Origin of the sequence: Mesorhizobium sp. M1004, assembly GCF_040318795.1 — a bacterium.
GTDB lineage: Bacteria > Pseudomonadota > Alphaproteobacteria > Rhizobiales > Rhizobiaceae > Mesorhizobium.
In genome coordinates, this window is the sequence record NZ_JAMYNB010000012.1 from 183,086 (window position 1) to 190,105 (window position 7,020).

The following is a 7,020-nucleotide window of genomic DNA, read 5'->3' on the forward strand; positions in this document are numbered from 1 at the left end:
TGCCCGCCTAAGGGAATCCCACGCCGATTCAGCCTCAAGTCATTCCGCTCTAGACGCCTGAGCCATGGCGTGTATGAGACAGCTCTCTCTCCGTAGGCATGTTTGCCCCCGTTGATTGAGCCGGTTGCCCTAGGCCCATGACACACGGATTGCTCGTTGCGGGGCTTCTCCGATAAAGCACGACGAAAGTGATACGTCGGGTACTCGCTAACACGAACAAACGACTTGGCTTGCAAGTCATGCTCACATCAGGAACAGACTATGAAGCGCCAGATCCGGCCATTCATCGTGGAGCTGAAACAGAGGCGCGGCAAGCAGAAGCCAAGCCATTCGATCTGGGGCGATCTCGACCTGTCCGAGATTGCCACGGAGACGACGCAGCCGGGCTATGCTGCTCCGCTCCCAAATTCCCAGGTCATTGACTTCAGTATAAGACCCCTTGATGCTGAAGAAGGAGAAAAACCACAAGCGGAGTATATGATGGCCGATTTTCAGGACGCCCAGACTGTTCAGACGACAGTGGCGCCAGCCAAAGTGGAAGTGCCTGAATCCAAGAAGAAAGTTCCCCGAGCAAAGAAAGCGAAAGCAGAGCTCGTAAAGCCAGTCCGCAAGAACGGAGCGAAACCCGCGCCCCAGCCCGCGGAAGCTCCCGTGGCAGCGAAGACCGTCCGCAAGACATATTCCGAGAAGGAACGCTCCCAGAAACTTGCGCAGATCGAGAAATCGATCGCTGGCGGCGCGACGAGCAAGATTGCGGTCGGGCAGGCCGGCATCTCCGAGCAGACCTACTATTATTGGAAGAGGGCTGTCGCACCTTCCTCCGACAGCGGCGATCTCCGCGATCTTGTCGCACTCGAAGAAGAAAACAAACGCCTCAAGAACCTGCTTGCCGACCGTCTGCGCAAGGAAAATGCCGAGCTCAAGAAGAAGCTGGGCCTGGCCTAAGGCATACTGAAGCATCGACGGAAATTCCGCCGATGCTCAAGGCGGTAGCGGCGGCATATCGCCTTCGCCGACCCGCCACACCCAGGAGCCGATCTCCGGTCGTGCGGCGATCATTTCGTCGAGCGACGCTTCGTAGTTCTGGTCTGCTCCGGCCGGAACGACAAAGAGCGCGATGGGTTCTTGCCTGTTCTGGAGCAATGCGTTGGCGATCGGCTGGTCGGGTTGCAGGTCAAAGCGCAATCCCTTCACGCTCTTCTCGCGAAGGCGGGCGAGCCCATCGACGAGCCTTTTCTCCGAGACCGTCTCATAAGGAATCCAGTTCTCGGACACCACCATCAACGCGATCTCCTCGACAATGGCGAGGCCGGCCGGGTTCAATCCGAAGGTCGCGATCGTCATGAGATGCGAGCTGGAATCCGCTGCCCACAGCGACAATTCTTTCTCAAAACGTGCCTGCAAGCGGCGATGCAATGCATCGTCGATCATGAAGGGGAAGCCGGGCAGGTGCCTGATGACGAGTTTCTGACCGGAGCGGGCGGGCACGATCTCTTTCACCTCGCCGACCAGGACGAGCAACTTTCGGGGGCCGGATTTCGGCGGGAGCGCCGTGCCGAGAACCGCGTTGCGACGATTTTCGATCGCTTGCCTGTTCTCGGCGCGAAACGGCTCGGGCACGAACATGATATCCGCGAGCGGTCCGCCTCTCACGGTCATTTGCCCGGCGGCCTCGAGCAGATGCCAGCGGACATTCCACCAATGTCGCTTGCCGGCCCACCTCGATGTCCAGACCGTCAATTCGGCCTCGTGCCAGAGATAATGAAGCAGGCCTCGCAGCGACATCCTCCTGGGATCGGCGGTTACGCTGGCGGAACTTTGCCCCGCAGGCACCGATGCCGCGCGGCTCCCCGTCTTCGACAGGCTGAAGTCCAATTTGAGGGCCGCCAAGCCATTTTGCGGATCGAGCTGTATCGCGCTGCCCATCAAGGCGCCCAGGCCGGACAGTTCGTAAGGCGCCTCATACGATTCACAGGATGGATCATGCCCGCCGCCGCTCAGCGGCATGCGCTTGATCAGGTGAAGGTCGCCGATGCGGGCGATGTACATCGGACAGCCTGGTTCGCGGCACAGGCATAGCGGACGCTCGGTGCGGGCATAAGCGCTCGCCAGCGCCGCCTGCAGGTCAGGCGCTGCCTCCTCGTAGACCGCACTGCCAATTCTGAACCGTCGCATCACCTCCACAGCTCCAGGTCGCCGCCGCATCCCTGTGCGCGCATTCAAGTCATGGGTTTGCACAGAGCGCAACCCCTTTGGTGCATCGGCGCCAGAGGCAGAGGGGAGCCGGGAGGAGTGCGGCCCGGCTGGCGCGGAGAGAGTGCCGGCGCGGGCGCCACTTCCCTCTCGCGAAGGACATCTCCATGAACATTGTTTCGACCACCTCGACCGTCGCCCGGACGGCCGCTCCCCTCGCCGTGCCGGCACAAGACGCCATCAACAACGCCCAGGCAATCTATCAAGCGGCAACGCTGCTTCTGCCTCTCCTCGAGCAGGGCAAGCCTGTCACCACCGCCGCACTGCGCACCGCCATGACGACAGGTTTTGGCGGCAGCGATGCGCAAGGGTTCTGGGTCTGGAAGGACGCCTATGAGGCGCTCGAAGTCGCCCAGGTGCTGTTTCTGCGTCGGTTCGGCCCGGCGATCCTGTCCCGGTCGACTACGCCGCAGGCAACGCTGGCGATGATGAAGCGCATCGCCGAACTTCTTCCCACCCATACGCGACGGTCCGACGAGAGCCAGGCCATGCAGCAGCTCTCCACGCCCTTGCCGCTGGCCTTCGTCACGGCGCACGCCGCGGCGATTGCATCTTGTGACCTCGTTCTCGAACCCTCGGCCGGCACCGGCCTGCTCGCCGTCCATGCCGAGATGGCGCGCGCCTCGATCGCCCTCAACGAGCTTGCCGCGACGCGGGCCGATCTCCTCGGCCTGATGTTTCCACGGTTTTCCGTGTCGCGGTACGACGCTGCCCATATCGACGATCATCTCGACGCGGCCATGGAGCCGTCCGTCGTCCTGATGAATCCACCCTTCAGCGTCGGCGCCTATGTCGACGGCCATGTCACTGATGCGGCATGGCGGCACCTCTCTTCCGCATTCGCACGCCTGCGTCCGGGCGGGCGCCTGGTCGCCATCACCGGCACCGGCCTGTCTTCCGAAAACCCTAAATGGCGGCCCGCCTTCGAACGCCTGCAGCAGCAGGGCACCATTGTCTTCACCGCGGCGATCGACGGCCGTGTCTACGCCCGCCATGGCACCACCACTGAGACCCGCTTGACCATCATCGACAAAGTTCCTGCTACCGACCCAACCAGCTTCTCCGGCTCGCCGGGCAAGGCCATGGATGTCGAGACGTTGCTCTCCTGGATCTCCGCCCTGCCGCCCCGAGCACCGGGCGGCTTTCCGGACTCGATCGGTGCATTATCCAGCGGCATCCTGCGCAATGCCGCCATGCACTGCGCCCGATCGGGGGCGAGAGCCGCACCCCTCGGTGTCTCAACGGCTGCTCCGAAGGCTATCCAATCGGTCCGTCCGATTGTGCAGGCGAAGCCCGCTCGCCGGGTCATGGCAAGCAGCGCGCCTGCCGTCCCGCTCGCCTATGAGCTGCGCGACTGGATCCCGGAGGAGGGCGGCCGCCTCACCGACACGATCTACGAACCGTACGCGCTCCAGTCGATCGACATTCCCCGCGCCAAGCCGCATCCGACGCCGCTCGTGCAGTCGGCCGCAATGGCCGCCGTCGCGCCACCAAAACCTTCCTATCGGCCGCTTTTACCTGATGCGATCATCGACGAAGGCCTGCTGTCGGACGCCCAGCTAGAAAGCGTCGTCTATGCGGGCGAGGCCCATTGCGGCCATCTCACCGGCGCCTGGACGGTTGACGAGACCTGCGATGTCGTCTCGGCCGCGCCAGAAGGTGCCGAGAACGCTGTCCGTTTCCGCCGTGGATGGTTTTTGGGCGACGGGACCGGCTGCGGCAAGGGACGGCAAGTCGCCGGCATCATCCTCGACAACTGGCTGCAAGGCCGCCGCCGTGCGATCTGGATTTCCAAGTCGGACAAGCTACTGGAAGATGCCCAGCGCGATTGGGCAGCCCTTGGCCAGGAAAAACTTCTCGTCCAGCCGCTCTCACGTTATCGGCAGGGCACACCGATCCGCCTTGCCGAGGGCATCCTGTTCACGACCTACGCAACGCTGCGCTCACAGGAACGGGAGGGCAAGAAATCCCGGATCGCCCAGATCCTCGACTGGGTCGGACAAGACGCGAGGGGGGACCAAGGCCCGACGGGGACCAAAAAATCTTTCGATGGCGTCATCGTCTTCGACGAGGCTCACGCCATGGCCAATGCCGCTGGCGGCAAAAGCGAGCGTGGCGACGTCGCGCCCTCGCAACAAGGCAAGGCGGGACTGCGGCTGCAGCACGCCCTTCCCGACGCACGCGTCGTCTACGTCTCCGCGACGGGTGCGACCGCCGTCGAGAACCTCGCCTATGCGCAACGTCTCGGCATCTGGGGCAGCGAGGATTTTCCATTCGCCAACCGAGCCGAATTCGTCGCCGCGATCGAGGATGGCGGTGTCGCGGCGATGGAAGTGCTCGCCCGCGATCTCAAGTCGCTCGGCCTCTATACAGCGCGTTCGCTTTCCTATGACGGTGTCGAATACGACCTTCTTGAGCACGCGCTGACCGACGAACAGATTCGAATTTACAACGCCTATGCGGACGCCTTCCAGGTCATCCACAACAACCTGACCGCCGCACTCGATGCGGCCAACATTACCAGTGAGTCCGGCACGCTGAACCGCAGCGCAAAATCGGCGGCGCGCTCAGCCTTCGAGAGCACCAAGCAACGCTTCTTCAGCCATCTCATCACCTCGATGATGACGCCGACGCTCATCGGCGCGATCGAGCAGGACCTCGCCGACGGCCATGCGGCAGTCGTGCAGATCGTCTCGACCGGCGAAGCGCTGATGGAACGGCGGCTTGCCGAGATTCCAACAGAGGAATGGTCGGATCTGCATGTCGACGTGACGCCGCGCGAGTACGTCGGCGGGTATTTGATGCACTCCTTCCCCACCCAGCTGTTTGAAGAACATTCGGACGCTGAAGGCAATGTCTATTCGCGGCCCGTTCACGACGAAGATGGCAACCCGGTCCAGTGCCGCGAGGCGGTTCGCCGGCGCGACGAGATGATCGAAAAACTTGCATCGCTGCCGCCGGTCGGCAGCGCGCTCGACCAGATCATCCATCATTTCGGCATAGACACCGTCGCCGAGGTGACCGGCCGCTCGCGGCGCATCGTGAAGAAAACCGGCCGCGACGGCATCGGCCGGCTGGCCGTCGAAAACCGGCCGGCCTCGGCCAACCTCGCCGAAACCCAGAGTTTTATGGATGACGATAAGCGCGCACTGATCTTTTCCGACGCCGGCGGCACCGGCCGCTCCTATCACGCCGATCTCGGCGTCAAGAACCAGAGGCTGCGCAAACACTATCTGCTCGAGGCCGGCTGGCGCGCCGACAACGCCATCCAGGGTCTCGGACGGACCCACCGCACAAATCAGAAGCAACCGCCGTTGTTCCGGCCGATGGCCGCCAACGTGAAAGCCGGCAAGCGCTTCCTGTCGACCATCGCACGACGGCTCGACACGCTGGGCGCGATCACGCGTGGCCAGCGGCAGACCGGCGGGGCAGGGCTCTTCCGGGCCGAAGACAATCTGGAAAGCCCCTATGCACGGGCCGCACTTCGCCAATTCTATATGCTGCTGCACCAAGGCAAGATCGAGGGCTGCTCGCTCGCGACCTTCGAGACCGTGACCGGGCTGTCTTTGACGACCGACGAGGGCGGGTTGCGCGACGAGCTGCCGCCGATCACGACCTGGCTCAATCGCCTGCTGGCGCTGCGCATCGAGACCCAGAACCTGCTGTTCGAAGTGTTCGAGCAACTGATGACGGCGAAGGTCGAGGGCGCGATCGCCGCCGGCAATTACGACAAGGGCCTCGAGACGATCACGGCGGAGAGCATCGTCGTCACCGACAGGCGCACAGTCTACACGCATCCGGTCTCGGGCGCGCAGTCGCATGTGCTGACCGTCGCGCGCAAGGACCGGATTCTGCCGCTCAGTCTCGTCGACGCGCTGGCCATCGTCCGGGCCGAGCCGCAATCGGTTCTGTTGGTGAACACGCGGTCGAACCGCGCGGCGATCCGGCTGCCGACGGCGAGCCTGATGCTCGACGACGGAACCGTCGAACACCGAGTGCGCCTGCTGCGGCCAACGGACGAGCTGCGCTTCGGTCTCGACGCGCTTGCCGAAACCCACTGGCAGCCCGCCGACCGAAAATTGTTCTGCGAGCTGTGGCAGGCAGAAGTCGCCGCCGTCCCGGAGTTCACCACGAGCACCTTTCACATCGTGACGGGTCTGCTGCTGCCGATCTGGCGTCGGCTGCCGGACCATGATTGTCAGGTCTACCGGATCCAGACCGATGCCGGCGAACGCATCATCGGCCGCCACATCGCGCCGACGCTGGTCGCGACCATGTTGCGCAATCTTGGCGTCGACGATGTTCCGACCCTGGCTCCGGACGAGGCATGGACCGGCTTGATCCAGGGGCGGATCGGGTTGCAGCTTGCCGACGGCCTGATCCTGCGCCGCAGCCGCGTCATGAACGACCACCGTGTCGAATTGATCGGCTTCACCGACGCGATGGTCCCCCGGCTGAAGGCGCTGGGGCTGATCTCCGAGATCATCTCCTGGAAGCTCCGACTGTTCATCCCGACGACCGCGCAAGGGTCCGCCATTCTCGCCACGCTTATCGACAGCCATACGCTGGTTGGCGTCACCGACCGTACAGCAGCGGTTTGAGGGGGAGGCGGTCATGTCCGGCTCGGCATCCGAGCTGGCCCCGCCCCCCCCCGCCCCAAAAGCGACGCGCGGCGGCCCGAAAAAGAAAACAAACCACAACCAACCCCACAAAAAGAATTTTGGGGAGAAGAAACAACACACAGGCCCGGCGACACGAAGGTGCGCG

At 63.4% G+C, this 7,020-nt stretch carries 3 protein-coding genes; 2 read left to right on the plus strand and 1 reads right to left on the minus strand.

Annotated features, from left to right (window positions below):
* Positions 1–261: 261 nt before the first annotated feature.
* Positions 262–945 (plus strand): transposase, encoded by a 684-nt coding sequence (locus tag NKH54_RS24470; RefSeq protein ID WP_353029177.1) that lies wholly within the window; start codon positions 262–264, stop codon positions 943–945.
* Positions 946–981: 36 nt separating this feature from the next.
* Here NKH54_RS24470 and NKH54_RS24475 read toward each other — a convergent pair whose 3' ends face one another.
* Positions 982–2,175, minus strand: coding sequence for a DUF1173 domain-containing protein (locus tag NKH54_RS24475; RefSeq protein WP_353029188.1), 1,194 nt, complete (start codon positions 2,173–2,175; stop codon positions 982–984).
* Between the two features lie 185 nt (positions 2,176–2,360).
* Here NKH54_RS24475 and NKH54_RS24480 point away from each other — a divergent pair, with 185 nt between their 5' ends.
* Positions 2,361–6,854: a strawberry notch-like NTP hydrolase domain-containing protein gene (locus tag NKH54_RS24480; RefSeq protein WP_353029178.1), complete on the plus strand. Its 4,494-nt coding sequence runs from the start codon at positions 2,361–2,363 to the stop codon at positions 6,852–6,854.
* The last annotated feature ends 166 nt before the right edge of the window (positions 6,855–7,020 follow it).

What these genes read in the sequence shown, in the direction of transcription:
- NKH54_RS24480 (WP_353029178.1), top strand. Translation starts at nt 2,361, where the DNA reads ATGAACATTGTTTCGACCACCTCGACCGTCGCCCGGACGGCCGCTCCC.
- NKH54_RS24470 (WP_353029177.1), top strand. Translation starts at nt 262, where the DNA reads ATGAAGCGCCAGATCCGGCCATTCATCGTGGAGCTGAAACAGAGGCGC.
- NKH54_RS24475 (WP_353029188.1), bottom strand. Translation starts at nt 2,175, where the DNA reads ATGCGACGGTTCAGAATTGGCAGTGCGGTCTACGAGGAGGCAGCGCCT.